At 67.9% G+C, this 16,789-nt stretch carries 19 protein-coding genes and 3 pseudogenes; 6 read left to right on the top strand and 16 right to left on the bottom strand.

What is annotated here, in order from left to right; translation table 11 throughout:
• The first annotated feature begins 56 nt into the window (after window positions 1-56).
• Window positions 57-458, top strand: a complete 402-nt coding sequence (locus tag ABH936_RS07595; protein WP_074040379.1) for an SMI1/KNR4 family protein — start codon at window positions 57-59, stop codon at window positions 456-458.
• 230 nt (window positions 459-688) lie between these two features.
• On the opposite strand, the gene ABH936_RS07590 is transcribed toward ABH936_RS07595, so the two are convergent.
• Window positions 689-1,684 carry a DUF664 domain-containing protein gene (locus ABH936_RS07590; protein WP_074040378.1) on the bottom strand — a complete coding sequence of 332 codons (996 nt, stop codon included), beginning with the start codon at window positions 1,682-1,684 and terminating at the stop codon, window positions 689-691.
• Between the two features lie 37 nt (window positions 1,685-1,721).
• On the opposite strand from ABH936_RS07590, the gene ABH936_RS07585 reads away from it, so the two are divergent.
• On the top strand, window positions 1,722-2,942 hold the full coding sequence (locus ABH936_RS07585) for an MFS transporter (RefSeq protein ID WP_231729349.1): 1,221 nt from the start codon (window positions 1,722-1,724) through the stop codon (window positions 2,940-2,942).
• 18 nt (window positions 2,943-2,960) lie between these two features.
• Here the strand turns inward: ABH936_RS07585 and ABH936_RS07580 are convergent, their stop codons facing one another.
• Complete coding sequence (locus ABH936_RS07580; RefSeq protein ID WP_074040377.1) at window positions 2,961-4,343, bottom strand: MFS transporter; 1,383 nt, start codon at window positions 4,341-4,343, stop codon at window positions 2,961-2,963.
• Window positions 4,344-4,424: 81 nt separating this feature from the next.
• The gene (locus ABH936_RS07575) at window positions 4,425-4,688 is read right to left on the bottom strand and encodes a hypothetical protein (protein ID WP_074040376.1); all 264 of its coding nucleotides are present in this window, start codon (window positions 4,686-4,688) and stop codon (window positions 4,425-4,427) included.
• Between the two features lie 77 nt (window positions 4,689-4,765).
• On the opposite strand from ABH936_RS07575, the gene ABH936_RS07570 reads away from it, so the two are divergent.
• The 3 genes from ABH936_RS07570 (at window position 4,766) to ABH936_RS07560 (ending at window position 6,719) form a co-directional block, all read left to right on the top strand.
• Window positions 4,766-5,101, top strand: coding sequence for a hypothetical protein (locus ABH936_RS07570; protein ID WP_404602956.1), 336 nt, complete (start codon window positions 4,766-4,768; stop codon window positions 5,099-5,101).
• 85 nt (window positions 5,102-5,186) lie between these two features.
• Window positions 5,187-5,405 (top strand): hypothetical protein, encoded by a 219-nt coding sequence (locus tag ABH936_RS07565; RefSeq protein WP_207623458.1) that lies wholly within the window; start codon window positions 5,187-5,189, stop codon window positions 5,403-5,405.
• 279 nt (window positions 5,406-5,684) lie between these two features.
• Window positions 5,685-6,719: a helix-turn-helix domain-containing protein gene (locus ABH936_RS07560; protein WP_165584561.1), complete on the top strand. Its 1,035-nt coding sequence runs from the start codon at window positions 5,685-5,687 to the stop codon at window positions 6,717-6,719.
• Between the two features lie 34 nt (window positions 6,720-6,753).
• Here ABH936_RS07560 and ABH936_RS07555 read toward each other — a convergent pair whose 3' ends face one another.
• The 11 genes and pseudogenes from ABH936_RS07555 to ABH936_RS07505 form a co-directional block, all read right to left on the bottom strand.
• Entirely contained in the window at window positions 6,754-7,395 is a 642-nt protein-coding gene (locus tag ABH936_RS07555) for a recombinase family protein (protein ID WP_165584562.1), read from the bottom strand.
• Window positions 7,396-7,631: 236 nt separating this feature from the next.
• The gene (locus tag ABH936_RS07550; RefSeq protein ID WP_404602955.1) at window positions 7,632-8,225 is read right to left on the bottom strand and encodes a cadmium resistance transporter; all 594 of its coding nucleotides are present in this window, start codon (window positions 8,223-8,225) and stop codon (window positions 7,632-7,634) included.
• Between the two features lie 68 nt (window positions 8,226-8,293).
• Entirely contained in the window at window positions 8,294-8,731 is a 438-nt protein-coding gene (locus tag ABH936_RS07545; protein ID WP_235006024.1) for a signal peptidase II, read from the bottom strand.
• An 80-nt stretch (window positions 8,732-8,811) separates the two neighbouring features.
• A complete protein-coding gene (locus ABH936_RS07540) occupies window positions 8,812-10,773 on the bottom strand; it encodes a cation-translocating P-type ATPase (protein WP_006944623.1) in 1,962 nt (653 codons plus the stop codon).
• Window positions 10,770-10,916 (bottom strand): hypothetical protein, encoded by a 147-nt coding sequence (locus ABH936_RS07535; RefSeq protein WP_006944664.1) that lies wholly within the window; start codon window positions 10,914-10,916, stop codon window positions 10,770-10,772. Before ABH936_RS07535 ends, ABH936_RS07540 begins: the two co-directional genes overlap by 4 nt.
• Entirely contained in the window at window positions 10,913-11,299 is a 387-nt protein-coding gene (locus ABH936_RS07530) for a helix-turn-helix transcriptional regulator (protein ID WP_006944798.1), read from the bottom strand. The genes ABH936_RS07535 and ABH936_RS07530 overlap by 4 nt, the downstream gene beginning before the upstream one ends.
• A 95-nt stretch (window positions 11,300-11,394) precedes the next feature.
• Window positions 11,395-12,138, bottom strand: a complete 744-nt coding sequence (locus ABH936_RS07525; RefSeq protein ID WP_006944749.1) for a cytochrome c biogenesis CcdA family protein — start codon at window positions 12,136-12,138, stop codon at window positions 11,395-11,397.
• Complete coding sequence (locus ABH936_RS07520; RefSeq protein WP_006944824.1) at window positions 12,135-12,755, bottom strand: TlpA disulfide reductase family protein; 621 nt, start codon at window positions 12,753-12,755, stop codon at window positions 12,135-12,137. Before ABH936_RS07520 ends, ABH936_RS07525 begins: the two co-directional genes overlap by 4 nt.
• Window positions 12,756-12,883: 128 nt before the next feature.
• A pseudogene (locus ABH936_RS07515) lies at window positions 12,884-13,177 on the bottom strand (integrase core domain-containing protein); the annotation flags it as partial.
• 4 nt (window positions 13,178-13,181) lie between these two features.
• Window positions 13,182-13,337, bottom strand: a pseudogene (locus tag ABH936_RS07510) (IS30 family transposase); the annotation flags it as partial.
• A gap of 53 nt (window positions 13,338-13,390) precedes the next feature.
• A complete protein-coding gene (locus tag ABH936_RS07505) occupies window positions 13,391-14,635 on the bottom strand; it encodes an IS256 family transposase (protein WP_040014493.1) in 1,245 nt (414 codons plus the stop codon).
• Between the two features lie 54 nt (window positions 14,636-14,689).
• Here ABH936_RS07505 and ABH936_RS07500 point away from each other — a divergent pair, with 54 nt between their 5' ends.
• On the top strand, window positions 14,690-14,935 hold the full coding sequence (locus tag ABH936_RS07500; RefSeq protein ID WP_040014492.1) for a peptidoglycan-binding protein: 246 nt from the start codon (window positions 14,690-14,692) through the stop codon (window positions 14,933-14,935).
• A 78-nt stretch (window positions 14,936-15,013) separates the two neighbouring features.
• On the opposite strand, the gene ABH936_RS07495 is transcribed toward ABH936_RS07500, so the two are convergent.
• Together ABH936_RS07495 and ABH936_RS07490 are read right to left on the bottom strand one after the other, a co-directional pair.
• Window positions 15,014-15,565 (bottom strand): M48 family metalloprotease, encoded by a 552-nt coding sequence (locus tag ABH936_RS07495; protein ID WP_074045820.1) that lies wholly within the window; start codon window positions 15,563-15,565, stop codon window positions 15,014-15,016.
• A 206-nt stretch (window positions 15,566-15,771) separates the two neighbouring features.
• Window positions 15,772-16,710, bottom strand: a pseudogene (locus tag ABH936_RS07490) (ISL3 family transposase); the annotation flags it as partial.
• Window positions 16,711-16,789: the final 79 nt, after the last annotated feature.

The following is a 16,789-nucleotide window of genomic DNA, read 5'->3' as shown; positions in this document are numbered from 1 at the left end:
CTCGCTTCGTCGTTCGTCGCGGCCCGCTCACGGGTCGCAGGCCCTAGGCTGACGGCATGTCCTTCACGGAGTACTTCAGCCCTGACCGTTTCGACTCCCCCGCCACCGAGGACGACCTCACGCACGCCGAGGAGAAGCTCGGCGTTACCTTTCCCGACGACCTGCGCGCCTTCTGGCTGACGACGGCGACGTACAACGGCAACGTCCACATGGCCGACGGCACCGACGGGCCCTACCTGCGCGTGCTGCACCCGAGTTCGGTGACCAAGACCGGCGACATCGTCGTCTTCGGCCGCGGCGAGGACTGGGACTTCGGCGTCGTCCCCGGTCACCCGACGCGCTGGGTCGACGTCGAGCGCGACAGCGGCGAGGAGCTCAGCGAGCTCGGCGCCACGTTCGTCGGCTTCCTCGAGTCGCTGCGCAACGAGCACGCCGAGCAGGACGACCTGTTCGCCTGAGCGCGGCGATCAGGGCGCTATGACGCGCCCACGCTGACCAGGACAACCGGGCATCAGGCGTGATGACGGCGCCGGGCGCGGCGCGTGGTGCGTCATCACGACGCATCGGCGAGGCGCTGCTCCGTCGTCACTGCGCCTCGAACCACTCGGTCCACGAGCGCCCGCGGTCCTCGGAATGGCGGGCATCTCGACACCGGCGAACCTCCAGTGCCACCGCGCCGGCACACCCGTCAGAGCGTCTCGACGAGCCGGATGCGCTGCAGCACGACGGGCGTCGCATCGTCGACGACGGGCGTCGCATCGTCGACGACGAGGTCGGGGTCGCCGAGCTCGGCCCGCATCGCGTCGGAGGCCCAGAAGCGTTCGTGCGCCCCGCGCCATTCGTCGACGCTGCGGAACCCCTCCCCCTCGTCGACGGCGTGCTCGAGGTCAACCTCTCCCAGCGGGACGACGCGCACCTCGACTGTCTCGGTGACGCCGACGGGCATCCCCGCCGACGAGATGAGCACCTCGCGCTCACCGACTCGCGGCAGTTCATCGTCCACTGAATACGCGGCTGCCAGGGATGATGTCGCCGTCTTGGCACCGCGAAGGATCGGCGCGAGCAGCGCGTCCCGTTGCGGGCCCGCGAACCCGTACAGACCGGGTCGGGCACCGGGCCACTGCGCGTCGATCGCGATCTGACGAAGCCTCTCCACGTAGCTCTCCCAGGAGAACTCGTCGCTCCACGGCAGGTTGGGGTTCGCCTCACGCATGCCGACGCGTCCGTCGAGCAGTTCGCGCAGGACGTCGACCTGCCCCGCGTGGCGGGCCACCTCCACACTCAGGTGGACGAGTACGCGGTGCAGGGTGACGTCGGGCTGCGGCCACCACGGCACGTGGCCGGCGGCGTCGAGGTCGAGGCTCGCGATCGTCTCGTCGGCGTGTGCGACGGCCCGGCGGTAGAGGCGCACGACGCTCTCCACGGTCTCGTCGGACGTCGCCCACAGGTCGGCGTTGGGCTCGGCGTCCTGCCCCATCCACGGCAGCTCCTCGCCGGGGCGGTCGAAGACATGCCCGAGGTAGCCGTACTCCATCGCTGCGAGGTGCTTGACGATGCCGAGCAGGTTCGACCCCGTCGACGTCATCGGCCAGCGCAGCTGCCACTCGTCGAGGCCCTCGAGCTTCCACAGGATCGCCGAACGCAGCGAGTCGAGGTACGTCTTCAGCGTGGCCTTGTCGTCCATTCGACCAGGGTAGGTGGCGGCGGTGACAATGGAGCGCATGCCCACCTCGACTCCCACGACGTCGTTCACCGCAGCGCAGAGCCACGCCCTCATCCGCTCGGTGTTCGGCATCTTTCTCGTCAACGGCCTGATGATCGGGGCCTGGGGCGGTTCGCTGCCCGGCCTCCGTGAACGCCTGCACACCGACGCGTCGGGGATCGGGCTCGTCCTCCTGCTGGCCGGGGGCTCCGCGATCGTGGCCATGCAGGTGAGCGGCCGCGTTTCCGACCGGTTCACACCGCGCCTGCCGTCACTCGTCGGCGGAGTCGGCCTCGCCATCGGGTTGCTGGTGGTCGCGTTCGCCCCGAACTACCCCACCCTCGTGGTCGGCGGCGTGATGATCGGCGCGTGCAACGGTGTCATGGACGTCGCGATGAATGCCCTCGGCGTCGACGCCGAGCGGGCCTCCGGTACGGCGATCATGAGCCGGTTCCATGCGTTCTTCTCGCTCGGAGGTTTCCTCGGCGCCCTGCTCGTCATGGGCTCGGCGAAACTGCAGGGCGGCGACGGGGCTGATCCGAGGTGGGCCCTCGTCGCGGCAGCGATCTTTGCCGGGGCGGGGCTCACCGCACTGTTCGCTCTGACGCCGCAGGCACCGCATGTCGAGGACAGCACGGACGACGCCGCGCCGATCAGCCCCAGGAGCGGCGACGCACCGCCGCGACCCGGCATCCCGCCGCAGGCGTGGCTGCTCGGCGTCATGGCCTTGTTCTTCGGGTTCACGGAGGGCACCGCGATCGACTGGGCCTCGATCCACGTCACGGACGTCGCGCACGTCGACCCGGGGGTCGGCGCCGCCGGTCTCGTCTGCGTGTCCGCGACGATGGTCGTCATCCGGCTGCTCGGCGACTCACTCGTGGCACGATTCGGGCGCGCCGCCGTCGTGCGCTTCGGCGCGCCCGTCGCGGTGGCCGGGTTCGGCGTCGTCATCACCACGTCGTCGCTGCCGCTCATCCTCGTCGGCTGGCTGCTCGTCGGGTTGGGTGTCGGCATGATCGCCCCGCAGATCTACGCCATCGCCGGCCACATCGGCGGCGGCCGCGTGCTCGCCATCGTCACCGCTTTCGGCTATACCGCGTTTCTCGCCGGGCCCGGCATCATCGGCTTCCTCAGCAACCACTTCGGCATCCAGCGCGCGATGATCCTGCCGTTCGTCGCGGGCCTGCTGTTGACGGGGCTGACGTTCACCGCGGCGTTGCGCGACCCGCAGGAGAGCTGACGCCTCGTCCCCGCCGGGTCAGTCGAGCGCCTGCCCCCGACGTTCGGGCAGCGCGAGCGCGGCAAGCGTCGCGACCGCGAAGGCCGCGGCGATGACACCGAACGTCCAGCCCTCGCCGTGATGGGTGAACACCCAAGGCACGACGAGCGGCGCCACGATCGAGGCGATGCGCCCGAACGCCGTCGCGCCGCCGGCGCCGCCCGCGCGCATGAGCGTCGGGTAGATCTCGGGCGTGATGGCGTACAGCGCACCCCACGCGCCGAGGTTGAAGAAGCTGAGCGCGCACCCGGCGGCCATGATCGTCGTCTCCGACGTGGCCTGACCGAACAGCAGCGCCGACACCGTCGAACCTGCGAGGAAGAGCGCGAGCGTCGGTCGGCGTCCGATCTTCTCCACGCACACCGCAGCCACCGCGTATCCGGGCAACTGTGCGATCGTGATGACGAGGGTGAAACCGAACGACTTCGCCACCGGGAAGCCGTTCGCGACGAGGAATGTCGGGATCCACAAGAAGGCCCCGTAATAGGCGAAGTTGACGCCGAACCACGTCGCCCACAGAGCGGCCGTCCGCGTTCGATACGGTGCGGAGAACGGGCTCGCGGGCTCTGACGTTCTGGTCGTCACGACGTCGACGGTGGTTCCCTGCGCGCCCGCGTGGGTGTCGGCGGCGTCGTCGAGGTGGGCGCCGTCGCTGCGCTGCGCCGGACCCGCCGCGGCCTCGAACGAGCGCACGATGCGTTCGGCGTCGTCGTCGCGGCCGGCCTTCTCGAGGAAGCGCACTGACTCGGGCAGCCCGCGGCGCACGTGAATTGCGTAGAGAGCGGGCACGAGCCCGAGCGCCATCGCCCAGCGCCACCCGTTGTCGTGCGGCACGATCGTGAATCCGATGACGGCCGCGAGCAGCCACCCGAGCGCCCAGAACGACTCGAGGGCGACGACCATCCGTCCACGCAGGCGCTTCGGGGCGAATTCGCTCACCAGGGTCGAGGCCACCGGGAGTTCCGCGCCGAGGCCGAGCCCGACGACGAAGCGCAGGGCGCACAGGACGAGGAAGCCCGGTGCGAGCGCCGACAGACCCGTCGCGAGGCCGTAGACGACGAGTGTGCCCGCGAACACGGTGCGGCGCCCGATGCGGTCGGCCAGGGCGCCGCCGACACCGGCGCCGATCGCCATGCCGACGAAGCCGATCGAGGCGAGCACCGAAAGGTCGCCGGTCGTCAGCCCCCACTCCTTCTTGACCGCCACCATGAGAAAGCTGATGAGCCCGACGTCCATCGCGTCGAGCGCCCAGCCGACGCCCGAACCGACGAGCATCGAGCGATGACGCGCCGTGAACGGCAACCGATCGAGCCGCTCGGTTCGACTCGCGGGAGCCGAGAGTGGGGTGGGACGGACCGTCATGGCGCCGCTCTTTTCGTCACATGGGAAAGAAAGGAATGACGTTCACCCTAACGCCTTTGTGTCATGACGATGAATAAAACGTCACGCCGACTTTCGGCGGGGCACGAACGCGAGCAGCGCAACGGCTGCGACGACGGCGAGGCAGCATAGCGTCGCGTAGGTCGTGGCGCTGGCGACGAAGCCTGCGCCGATGTCGCCGCCCGCTCCGACAAGCGCGACGAGGACGTCGCACGTTCCCTGTGTGCGGGCGCGGGTTGCGCTCGAGGTGGCGTCGACGAGCATCGCCTTGCCGGCCAGCAATCCAGCGTTCCAACCCAACCCCAGCAGCACGAGCGCCGCGATCATCACATCCCCTTGGCCCCCACCCTCCCCGGTGAACTCCCCCTGCTGCGTGGTTGGTGCTGGCCTCGTTGGATTCGCGGGTGGGTCTGGCGGTCGAGGATGTGGCGCTGAAGGCGCAACTGTGCCCCACCCCTGGTGAGGTGTCGGGGTGGACGCGACGGCAGGTGCTGCGTCATCTGGCGCACCTGCAGACGCACGGGTTGGCGCAGGTCTCGGCGAACGCCGAGTGGACGCGCCCCCAGACCCTGCCGACTCTCGAGGCGGCGTCTGTTGAGCAGCAGGTAGTGCGTGAGCGGATCGCGTTGGAGCGTCTGGTCTTTCGTGAGCGTGCGTCGGCGTGGGTGCTGGCGCGGCGCGCGTCGGTCGCTGCGTGTCAGGAGCGCGCAGCGCTGGTGGGCGGGTCTGGACGCGGGTGAGCGGGCGCTGCGGGTGCAGCGGGTGCAGCGGCTGAGTGGGGAGTTTTCGCGTCTGAGTGTGTGGCGTCAACAGCAGCGTAAGCGTGTGTGGGAGGAACGCAACCTACGCCGTGGTCTCGACCCGTCGCGGCGACATGCGGACTGGCTCGAGGCGCAGGATCGACGCGAGTTCGAGCGGCGCCGTGAGGAGCGACGCGTGTGGTTCGCGAATCTGGCTGAGCCCCTGCGTCAGGCGTACGCGTCGAGCTGGGATGACCACCGCCGCCGCTACGGCTACCCCACGTCGGTGGATGGGGGGCTCTGAGCCGGGGTGAGCCAACCTAGGCGGCCCGTCGTGGCCCATAATCGGGCAGGACGCACCTCACACGAGATGAACACCTACAGGGGATGGCGTGGCGAACAAGAACCTCGGCACGGCTCGCAAGCGAAGCGTGACGAGTTCTGACGGCGTCGATGTGGCCGGGTGCACCGTGCACACGGATCGCGGTCGCAATTCAAGAGCCGCAAGTTCGTGCACGCGGCCCTTCCAAAAGCCAGCCTCGACAGTACGAGTTCTCTCGTCGCCCACTGAAGGAGAACGGTCATGCCGGTCGCGTTCGACACCACTATCCCCATCGCGACGCCGCAGCGCCGTGAAGATCTCATCGACGCCATCATCACCGCCGCGGACAAGCATGGAGAGACTCACTGGCTCGAGTGGAAGAGCGAATGCGACCTGGGTGCCAAAGCTGGCATGTTCGAGTTGGCCAAAGAGATACTCGCTCTGGCCAACCGCGACGTCTCAACGGCACAAGCTGACTACGGGGGGTTCGGCTACCTTGTCGTCGGGGCGAGCGAGTCCGGCCTTCACGGCGCACCCGCCTTCAGCGCCACCGAGATACAGCAAAAACTGGCGACCTTCTTAGGAACTGGCCTTGAAGCGCCCGCCTGGACAGCGCACCACGTAGCCAGGGGGGAAAAGACAGTCCTCGTGATCGAAGTAGCTCCTCCCGCTGACGGCGATCCGCTACGTGTCCTCCAACGCGACTTCGGAAAAGCACGGGCCGGCACGGTCTATGTGCGACACGGTGAGATCGCCTCACCAGCAACTCCGGATCAATTGAGGATGCTTCAGGCTCGCTTCCTCGCAGGCCGATTCGACGACCTCGTCACCGAGCGGCTCGCCCTAGCCTGTACAACACTCAATGCCGAGTTGGAGTGCCGCCCCAAGGCTGGGCCATGGCACCCCACGGCACGCATCCGACCCCGCACCTACGCGGGCGAGTGTCCCGAAGAAATCCTTGTCATGACCGCACCACAAGACTCCTTCGAACGCGCGGTACCTGATGCCCACCTACTCAGCCCCCTGCAAGCCGCAGGCATGATCATCGTCTTCCCTGAAGGCACCGACCTTCTCCACGCCAGTCAAGAAACCCAAGCTTTCCTGCAGGATCAGGGCATTCGTCTTGCCGACAACCACATGGGCCCAGGCAAGCCGATCGCGCTGTGCGGCGCTGGCTTCGCGCAGCTGCACCAGAGCCTGCAGTGGCTCCTCATCGCAGCGTCGCAAAACGGTCAGCTACCTATGCCGATCGGCTTCCACTGCTTACAGCTTTCTGGCCCGAACGACCAGTCCTAGCTGTACCACCCACGCGCCATCCGGCGAGCATTGCTCAGCCGTCACTGCCCGCCGATGTCAGCTCATCGCCACCGTAGCGTCCAGGCTGGGATGGTGATGCATAGGCGCCGTTGCCGGCGATGACGTCGTAGATGAGGCGGCGCGAGACCCCAAGGTCGGTCGCGAGCTCAGCCTTGTTCGCGCCGGCGGCTGCTGCCTGGCGCACATGGGCGATCTGTTCGTCGCTGAGGCGGCGGGCGCGACCCTTGTACACGCCGCGTGCTTTGGCCAGGTCGATTCCTTCGCGTTGGCGTTCGCGGATGAGGGAACGCTCGAGTTCGGCGACGGCGCCGATGAGTTGGCGTTGGAACGTCGCGAACGGGTCGGCCGCGGCGTCGGGTGAGAAGGTGAGGCGTTCCTTGACGAACTCGACGCTCACCTTGCGCGCGGTGAGGCCGGAGACGATCTGCTCGAGGTCGATCAGTGATCGTTCGAGCCGATCCATTGATGCGACGCGCAGCGTGTCACCTCGGCGCACGTAGCGCAGCGCATCCCCCAGGCCGGCGCGATTGGCTCGGCTCTTGCCGGATTGGTGATCGGTGAACAGCTCGTCGACCGCCCCAAGTGCCTCTAGTTGCCTGGCTAAATTCTGCGACGTCGACGAGACGCGCGCATAGCCCACGATTTGACCCGGCATGTCTAGACCCTACCCGCAAAGTGGGCAACAAGGTGGCGACCGACCCTATTTGCACGCGAGCCACATAGCGGAGCAACTGTGCAAATAGGGTGTACCCCATCCGCGCTAATGTGATTGTGTCAAGTCGATCTGGCCCCAGGGTGACGGTCCGATCTGGCCCCGGACGCGTTGGACACCAACCCCGGGGGACGACTGCACCAACGCCAACTGGCCGAGCCCGGTTCGGCAGCTGAGGGTCACAGGCCGAACGCGCCGCCCGCAACCAAGATGACAATGCCCAGGCCGATCAAGACCAGCGGAAAGAGGATGTGCTCCCAGCGTTCAAGCACCTCGGCGATCGGCTTACGAGTTGCGACGAACTTCGCGGCGAGGACCAGGACGACGACCAGCGCCAGGAACACGAGGCAGTAGGCCACAAGGGCGCCGGTACCTACCGCCAGGAACACCGGGACGTAGACCCCGATGTTGTCTCCGCCATTGGCGAACGTCACCGCGGCGACCGTGAGGGCGCCGACGGGCCGGTCCGCGACGTTGTCGTCATCGTCGCCGTTGCTCCACGCCTGCCAGGCGGCATAGATGCCCAGCAGGAGCGGGATAAGACCGAAGTACGGGATGGCGTCGTCGGGAAGGATGAATCCGGCGCCGAAGGTCACTGCTAATGCGGCGATAAGGATGCCACCGAACCCGAGGTACTGTCCGGCGATGATCTTGGTGGTGGCGCCTCGTTGCCCGGCTCCTCGGGCGAAGAATAGGGACAAGACGATGATGTCGTCGATGTTCGTCACCAGGTACAAGCCGATCGCCTGCAGCGCGGCGGCGGTCGTATCCATGCGTATTCGTCTCCTTCCGTCGACGTTGTTCGAGTGCTACTGCGCGCGTGCCTGCTCTGGTGCCGTGTTCACGGGTTCCTGGTGTGACGCTGTTCCTTTTCGTCATCCGCCGCGCGCCCGGGGCGCGCGTGCACCAGTGCGATCACGACGCATCCGGTGACGAGGAATGTGTCGGCGAGGTTGAAGGTGGGCCACCAGCCGGTGTGCAGGTAGTCGGTGACCATGCCGTCGCGGGCACGGTCGGCCACGTTCGCGACGGCGCCGCCGATCACGGCGCCCCCGGCGATCTGCTCCATCCGCCCGGCTCGCGGAGCCCGGTGCCAGGCGTACAAGACGAACGCGACAGAGATGGCAGCGGTGATGGCCACGACCACGCCGGCGGGCAGCTTGTCGCCCATGCTGAATGCCACGCCTGAGTTGTAGGCCAGCTGCAGCTGGATGACTCCGAGATCGACGGTGGACTCGGCGAGCCGGGCCTCAGAGGCGCCCTTGGCGATCAGGTCCACCGCAGCGATGGCCGCGGCTGTGAGCAGGACCGTGCCGCGACTTGTTCTCGCAGGCGCCGCCGTCTCGCTGGCACGGCCAATCACCTGGCGTCGGCTTCCGCTGGCACCGAAGCCGCGGGCGTGGCTGCCGGTGGTGGTGGGAGCGGCCGGGTACGGCCGGCGCGGACGCCGTTGCCGATCACGAAGATCTCCGCGACCTCGTGGACCAGCACCACCGCGGCGAGTCCGAGCACACCGAAAGCAGCGAGCGGGATCAGGAGGGCGATTAGGCCGAGAGACAGTGCGACGTTCTGCAGCATGATGGACCTGGCGCGGCGCGCATGGGTCAGGGTGTGCGGTAGGTGCCGTAGGTCCTCACCCATGAGGGCGACGTCAGCGGTCTCGATGGCTACGTCGCTGCCCATGGCGCCCATCGCGATCCCGACGTCGGCGGTGGCCAGTGCGGGGGCGTCGTTGACTCCGTCGCCGACCATCGCGGTCGGCCGGTCCTCGCGGAGCCGGCGGATGATGGCCGACTTGTCCTCCGGGCGAAGCTCGGCGTGCACGTCGGTGATGCCCGTCTGGGCGGCCAGCGCGGCGGCGGTGCGTTCGTTGTCGCCGGTGAGCATGGCGACCTGGTAGCCGTCGGCGCGGAGTCGGGCGACGACCTCCGCGGCCTCGGGCCGCAGGTCATCGCGGACAGCGATGGCGCCAACCACGCCACCGTCGTACTCGATCAGCACGGCGGTGGCGCCGGCCTCCTGCATGGCGGTGACCGGGTCGGCGAGGTCGCCTGCGGGTATCCAGCCGGGCCGACCGAGTCTGGCCTGGCGGCTGTCGATGGTGCCGGTCAGGCCTGCCCCGGTGATGGCCTCCACGCTCTCGGCGTCGCGGTACACCGGGACGGCTGCGAGGATGGCGCGGGCCAGTGGGTGCTCACTGCGCGACTCCAGCGCGGCCGCGATCGCAAGGACCTGCTCCTGGGTGTGGCCGGGAGCGGTGGCGACCTGGACCACTGACGGTTGGTTGCGGGTCAGCGTGCCGGTCTTGTCCAGGGCAACGGCACGGATCCGGCCGAGTGCTTCCAGTGCGGCGCCGCCCTTGACCAGGGCGCCGATGCGGCTGGCGGCACCGATGGCGGCGACCACGGTGACCGGAACGGAGATCGCCAGGGCGCACGGGGAGGCCGCGACCAGCACGACCAGCGCGCGCTCGATCCAGGTGGCCGGATCGCCCAGCAGACTACCGATGATCGAGATGCTTCCGGCGAGGACCATGATGCCGGGCACCAGCGGCTTGGCGATCCGGTCGGCCAGGCGCTGGGCGTTGCCCTTGCGGGCTTGCTCGGCCTCGACGATGGTGACGATCCGGGACAGGGAGTTGTCCTCGGCGGTGGTGGTGACCTCGACCTCAAGCACGCCGGTTCCGTTGATGGAGCCGGCGTAGACGGCGTCTCCGGCGGCAACCTCGACCGGGACGGACTCCCCGGTGAGGGCCGAGACGTCCACAGCGGTGCGACCGTCACGAACGACGCCGTCGGTCGCGACGCGCTCACCCGGACGGACCAGGAGCAGGTCGCCGATCGCGAGCTCGGTCGGAGCGACGGTGACCTGGGTGCCGTCGCGAAGGACAGTGGCCTCCGCCGGAACCAGCGACAGCAGTGCGCGCAAGCCGCGGCGGGTGCGGGCGACGGCGTACTCCTCCAAGCCCTCACTGATGGAATAGAGGAAGGCCAGCATCGCTGCCTCGGCAACCTCGCCGAGGATGACGGCGCCCACCGCGGCGATCGTCATCAGCGTGCCGACGCCGATCTTGCCCTTGACCAGACGCTTCAGGGTGCTCGGGACGAAGGTCCAGGCGCCGAGCGCCAAGGCGACGCCGTTCAGGCCGGTCACCGTCGAACCGGAGGCACCGGAGCGGTCGGCAATGAAGCCTGCGACGAGGAAGACTCCAGCGAACGCGGCGAACCGCAGCTCGCTGACCTCCCAGAGCCGCTCAGGCTCTAGCTCCGCTAGCTCGTCATCGCGCGGATCGTCGTGGCCGCAGCCGCATGCATCCGTCATGGTGCTACTTCCTCGGTCGTGGCGAGGATGCCGGCGGTGATCGCGACCGCGCCCTCGATGAGGTTGTAGGCGACGGTGAACTGGGCCAGCCGCAGACCGCGCCGGGTCAGCTGCTCGGTCTCGACGGCGGACAGCTGGGTCACCGCTTCACCTTCTCGGCACCAGGACGGGCAACATCTCCGTAGGTGGGGCAGAGTGCAACGGCCTCGCCGGTCGCGCCGAGCAGGGTCTCGGCCACGGCAAACAGCTCGATCAGCTCTGGGTGGGTGACCCGGTAGACCGAGGACCGTCCCTGCGGCCGGTAGTCGATCAGCCCGCAGTCGCGCAGGCACGCGACGTGGGATGACACCGTGGACTGCGGCAGGCCGAGCTCCGCGGTCAGGTCGACCACCCGAGCCTCCCCCGAAGCCAGCCGGCGAGCGATCGCGAGCCGGGTGGGATCAGCCAGCGACCGGAACAGCGCTACCGCGGCGGTCAGGTCTGGTTGCAGCCCCGGGTCGTCTGCAACCTCACTTCTCATCGACATGCGCCGATAATAACGACATCAGCCATTGATCGGCCAATCTCGGTGACACCGATGTCGGGCGCGGTGACGGTCGTCGTGGCCCGGTGGGGCTCAGGTCACAGAGCGGGGGTGAAACCTGAGCTGAGGTTGACCTGTATCCATGTCATGGCGGACTGCCAGGCACCGGTCACCATCAGGACACCCACGGCGAGCATGAGCACGCCGCCCAGGCGCTGGGTGGCCCGGTGGTGGGTTCGCAGCCAGCGTGAGGCGCGGTCGGCGCGGGCCCACCCTGCGGCGATCAGCACGAACGGCAACCCCAGGCCCAGGCTGTAGCCGGCTGCGAGCAGTACTCCGCGCAGGACTGGCGCGCCGTCGTTGCTCAGCGGTGAGGCGGCGACCTGGATAGCGCCGTAGACGGGGCCGATGCATGGGCTCATGCCGATGCCGAAGACCATGCCCAGGACGGGCGCGCCGAGGAGCCCGGCGGCTGGTCGCCACCGGACCGGCAGTCCCCGCTGGCCGATGAACCCGAGGTAGACCAGCGCCAGGAGGATGACCAGGACCCCACCGCCGCGCATCAGCAGGTCCCGGTGGCCGAAGAAGAGGCTCATCGCCGCGTTGAGCGCCACCGACAGGCTGACGAACACGACGGAGAAGCCGATCACGAACAGCGCGGCGCCGGCGACGACGCGCGTACGCCTGGTGTGGTCGGTCAGTCCGGTGACGTAGCCGAGGAAACCGGGCACCAAAGGCAGCACGCACGGCGAGGCGAACGAGACGGTCCCGGCCGCCACGGCCAGCATGACGGCCAGCGGCAGGCTGCCGCTGGCGACGACGTCGGCCGCGTCGGACGTCATGTTGCTGGCTCGGCGAGCATCTGGTCGACCAAGGACCGGAACGTCGTCTCGGTTGACTCACCGGACACCCGTGCGGCGATCCGGCCCTGCTTGTCGATCACCAATGTGGTCGGCACCGTGACGACCTTCCCCTGCAGTCCCAGCAACGACTTGCCGCCGTCATCGCGCAGGGAGGGATAGCGCACACCGAACTTGGCCGCGGTCGCGCTGGCAGAGGTCACTGAGTCCTTCTGTAGTACACCCATGAACTGCACCGGCGCACCGGCCGCACGGTAGCGGGTCCAGGCGCTCTGCAGCTGTGGTAGCTCCTTCTGGCGCGGCGGACACCACGAGCCCCAGAAGTTCAGCAGCACCACCTGGCCGCGGGCCGAGCTGAGCGACCACGCCTTGCCCTCCAGGGTCGTACCCTCCAGCGCCACGGGCTTCTTTCGCTTCCCAGGTGCGATCACCTCGATCTGGCCGTTACCGGCGACGTACCCCTTGTTGTCGCCACGCTTGGCCTGGCCAGCAATCGAGTTCGAACCATCACCACAAGCAGCGGCTCCGGCCAGCACCACGGCCGCTGCCGCCACAGCAGCGAGCCGACGCTGGAACGGGGACCGACGAAGGCTACGCACCCGCGCACTCTATTACTACCGACCGTGGTGGAGTGAGTCGAAGCGCCGGGTCCGCCCAATCGCTTTCCCGCGGCCGGCGCTCCACCAGCTCAAGCATCCTGGGGTTGACCCCGTCTGGTGGACATCGGTTATGCGGCTTCAGCAGCCGCGGTGGTGAGTTGGTCTTCGAACGCTGTCGGGCTGATCTGACCGAGGGCGCTGTGCCGCCTGCGACGGTTATAGACCGTGTCGATCCAGGTACTGACTCCGGTGATGGCTTCGGCCCGGGTCGTGAACGAATACCTATGGTAGTACTCGGTTTTCAGGGTTGACCAGAAAGATTCCTGTTGCGCGTTGTCCCAACAGACCCCGGTGCGCCCGACCGACAATCGAACATCGAGCTCTTCTGCGGCCTCGGCGAGTTGGGCCGAGGTGTACTGACTGGGTTCAACTGGTCGATGCAACACCGGCTTGTGCCAGCAACAGTAGTTCTTCGTTGAAGGCTTCTGCGGGGGTCTTCCAGCCGAGTGCCTTGCGGGGGCGGGTGTTCAGGGCGTGCGCGACGGCTTGGAGTTCGTCTTGGCCCCAGCGGGCGAGGTCGGTGGTCAAGTCCGCTGGGGTGGTGTACGAGGTTGATCCCTCGGTTGGTCGTGTTGTCAGGCTGTGAGGGCCTGTAGTTCGAGTTCGGTGGTCACCTCCTCGGTGGTGGTGTCGACGGCTTGTGCGCGGGCGAGGACGTCGAGGCCGAGGTAGCGGCGGCCTTCGGCCCACTCGTCGTGTTGCTCGGCCAGGACGGCGCCGACGAGCCGGATGATGGATGCGCGGTCGGGGAAGATCCCGACCACGTCGGTGCGCCGGCGGATTTCGCGGTTGAGCCGCTCGTTCGGGTTGTTCGACCAGATCTGACGCCAGACCTCTTTCGGGAACGGCGTGAACGCCAGAATGTCCGCCTTGGCACCTTCGAGATGTTCAGCCACCGCCGGGAGCTTCTCGTGCAGGGCGTCGACGACGCGGTCGAACTGGGCGTGCACGGCCTCAGCATCGGGCTGGTCGTAGATCGAGTGCAGCAACGCCTTGACCCACGGCCAGTTGGTCTTCGGGGTCGCGGACATCAGGTTGGCCGCGTAGTGGGTCCGGCAGCGCTGCCAACCGGCGCCCGGGCTCGTGGCCGCGATCGCAGCTACGAGCCCGGCGTGGGCGTCAGAGGTGACGAGCTTGACCCCCGTGAGGCCGCGGGCGGTCAGATCCCTCCAGAACGCGAGCCAGCCGGCGCCGTCCTCGCTGGTGGTGACCTGCGCGCCGAGGATCTCGCGGTGCCCGTCAGCGTTGACACCGGTCGCGACCAGCACGTGCACCGGCACCACACGGCCACCTTCGCGGACCTTCAACACCAGCGCGTCAGCGGCGACGAACGTGAACGGCCCGGCGTCTTCGAGTCGTCGGGTGCGGAACTCTTCGACGTGCTCGTCGAGTTCCTTGGCCATCACCGAGACCTGGGACTTCGACAGGCCGGTGATCCCGAGAGTCTGGACGAGCTTGTCCATCCGCCGCGTCGAGACGCCGAGGAGGTAGCAGGTCGCCACCACGCTGGTCAGTGCTCGTTCGGCACGCTTCCTGCGCTCGAGCAGCCACTCCGGATACAGCGACCCGGTGCGTAGCTTGGGGACGGCGACATCCAGGGTGCCGACGCGGGTGTCGAGGTCGCGGTGGCGGTAGCCGTTGCGGGAGTTGACCCGCTCCGGGGTCCGTTCGTTGTAGCCGGCACCGCACACCGCGTCGGCCTGGGCGGACAGCAGTGCATTGACGAAGGTGGTGAGCAGGTCCCGCATCAGATCGGGGCTCGCCTGGGACAGCTGCTCGTTCAGGAAACGGGCAGGGTCGATACTGGGTCCAGCGGTCATCAAGGTGTCCTTCTTCGAGGTTGGTTGTGAGAGATCACTCGAAGGATCCACCTGGTGGCCGCGCCTACGTTGAAGGCACGCGCTCACTCAGGTCCGTCGTACACCACTCTGCTGGACTCCACTCTGCGCGCCTCGGTGGCGAACTTGCAGCGCCACCTCGGCATTCGCGCTGACGGCGTCTTCGGCCCGCAGACCCGCGCGGCCGTCGTGCGCTTCCAGCGCGCGCACCACCTCGGCGTAGACGGTGTCGCCGGCCGGGCCACCTTCCGCGCGCTCCACATGTACTACGTGGACGCCTGAGCGAACGCGAAGGAGGGGTGGTGATTCCAGTGGAATCACCACCCCTCCTTCGCGTTCGCTGGGCGCGGGGGGAGTCTGTCAGTTCTCCAGGAGTTCGATGCGTTCGATCAGTGGGGGGTGGGTGTTGAGCCACGACATGGGTGGCGTCTGACTCTCTTCGTTGCCATTGTCGTGCTGGTTTTCGAGGTAGGAGGTCAAGCCGGGCGCGAGGCCGTGCTTCTTCACGAAGTCGTCGGCGCGGAACTCTTCAGCGCGGTCGGCGGCGCGCAGGGCCAGTAGCAGCCCTGTCCAGATCAGTGCGCAGGCTACGCCCGCACCAAGGGCTACAGGGTGGTTGCGCAGCAGGCCCAAGAGCATGAGGGCGGCCACGGCGCCGACAGCGAAGGTCGCAAAATGCCCGAGGTCATGGCGGAGTTGGCGGAACACTCCGCCCGTCGCCGCATTGAACATGCGTCCGCAGAAGAGGGCGGGCGTCATCATCCAATAAACGACCGGGTGCACGAGTTGGCCTCCCCTCAGGTGGCCGATCTCGTGCGCCACGACGCCGGCGAGAACCTCAGGGGGTATCGCTCCCTCATCCTCGAGGGCGTCGACGTCCTCGCCGCAGAAACCTACGCTGCGGCGAAACATGGCACACGGGGGCGCATTCCTCAGGTTGGTACGGAAGATGTATACGTCCTGGAGCGCGACGCCTGCTTCCTCTAGAAGGTTGACCGTGTCTGCGCCCAGAACGGTTCGAGCTTCCCCTACGGGCTTCCATTTGAGCACCGCCCTGATGAGATTCCGCTCGGCTGCGGGCGATCCCCTGTAGGCCCATCCGACAGCAAACCGGCTCTTCACAGATGAGGGTGTAGTTGGGGTCTGAATCCCCCGGCTTCCAGGAGTGCTCGGGCGATGTAGTGGGTGAGGTTGCGGAAGCCGAGGGCGAGCCCGCGTAGGTGCTCAAGGCGTCCGTTCACGGCTTCGGTGGGTCCGTTGCTGGTGCGCGGCCGGTCGAAGTAGGCCAGGACGTCACAGACGCGTCTGGCCAGGGTGCGGCCCAGCTTGCGCAGCTCGACCAACGCCGTGGGCACACCATCGGCGAGGGCGTCGATCACGGAGCTCATCTCGACGCGGCCGACGCTCCGGTCGTGGTGACGGTAGGCGGAGATCATGCGCTGATAGATCCCCCAGGTGCACTCGACCTGGATGTGGCGTTCGTCGGCGAAGAGGGACTCGAGGCGCTCGTGTTGGCGGCCGGTGACCAGGTCGGCACCGGTGTGCAGAGTCCGCCGCGCGGTGTAGAGCGGGTCGCCCTTGCGTCCGCGGTGTCCGTGGAGCTCTTGCTGGACCCGGCGGCGGCAATCGTCGAGGGCGTCGCCGGCCAGGCGGACCACGTGGAAGGGGTCCATCACGCAGACGGCGTCCGGCAGCTCTTCGGTGGTGGCGGTCTTGAACCCGAAGAAGCCATCCATCGCGACGACCTCGATACCCCTCCGCCAGGCTTGGTCCCGCTCGGCGAGCCAGTCCTGGAACGCCTTCTTCGAACGGCCATCGAGCATCGCCAGCAGGCGGGAGGGGCCGGTGCCGTCGCGCACCGGGGTGAGGTCGATGATCACAGTGACGTACTTGTCGCCCTTCCTCGTGTGCCGCCAGACATGCTCGTCGACCCCGACCACGCGGACGCCGTCCAAGCGGGACGGGTTATCGATCAGCAGGCGTTGACCTTCGGCCAGAACAGCGTCGTTGGCGGTATTCCACGACACCGCGAGTCCTTCGGGGGGCCTGACCCCGGTTCTTGGACACGCTGAATCCAGCACCTGGTGCTGGGGAAGCGAGATGATCGAAGAACCATGGCCAGGAAGAACTACTCCG

The organism is Dermacoccus sp. GAS27A (assembly GCF_044909235.1).
GTDB classification, from domain to species: domain Bacteria; phylum Actinomycetota; class Actinomycetes; order Actinomycetales; family Dermatophilaceae; genus Dermacoccus; species Dermacoccus nishinomiyaensis.
Note: the sequence above shows the minus strand (reverse complement) of the source record. Positions and strands in the feature narration are given on the sequence as shown.